The 397-nt window shown below is 36.3% G+C and carries 1 pseudogene; it reads left to right on the top strand.

Annotation, left to right across the window (positions count from 1 at the left end):
- Nucleotides 1-378, top strand: a pseudogene (locus CRV02_RS14660) (IMP dehydrogenase); the annotation flags it as partial.
- Nucleotides 379-397: the final 19 nt, after the last annotated feature.

Here is a 397-nt window from a genome sequence, read left to right as displayed (position 1 = left end):
ATAGTAATTGACAAAATGAATAATATGCCTTTAAGCACTGAAAAAGAAGGTACTACAGTAGAAGAAGCTGCTGATGTAATGCACCAAAATAAGATTGAAAAGTTACCAATTATGGATGAGAATGGTTTCTTAAAAGGTCTTATTACAATTAAAGATATCAACAAAAAAAGAGAATATCCAAATGCAAACAAAGATGAGTTTGGAAGATTAAGCGTTGGTGCTGCAATTGGTGTAGGTCAAATGGATAGAGCAACTGCATTAGTTGACGCTGGTGTTGGTGTATTAGTTCTTGATTCAGCTCACGGACACTCAAGGGGTATCTTAGATAGCGTTGATTATATTACGGAAGGTTTCGACGTAGAAGTTAACGCTGGTGACTCTTGAATCTCTGACGCAA

Source organism: Arcobacter sp. CECT 8989 (genome assembly GCF_004116715.1).
Lineage (GTDB): Bacteria > Campylobacterota > Campylobacteria > Campylobacterales > Arcobacteraceae > Halarcobacter.
The sequence above is the reverse complement of the archived record's forward strand: the minus strand, read 5'-3'. Positions and strand labels throughout refer to the sequence as shown.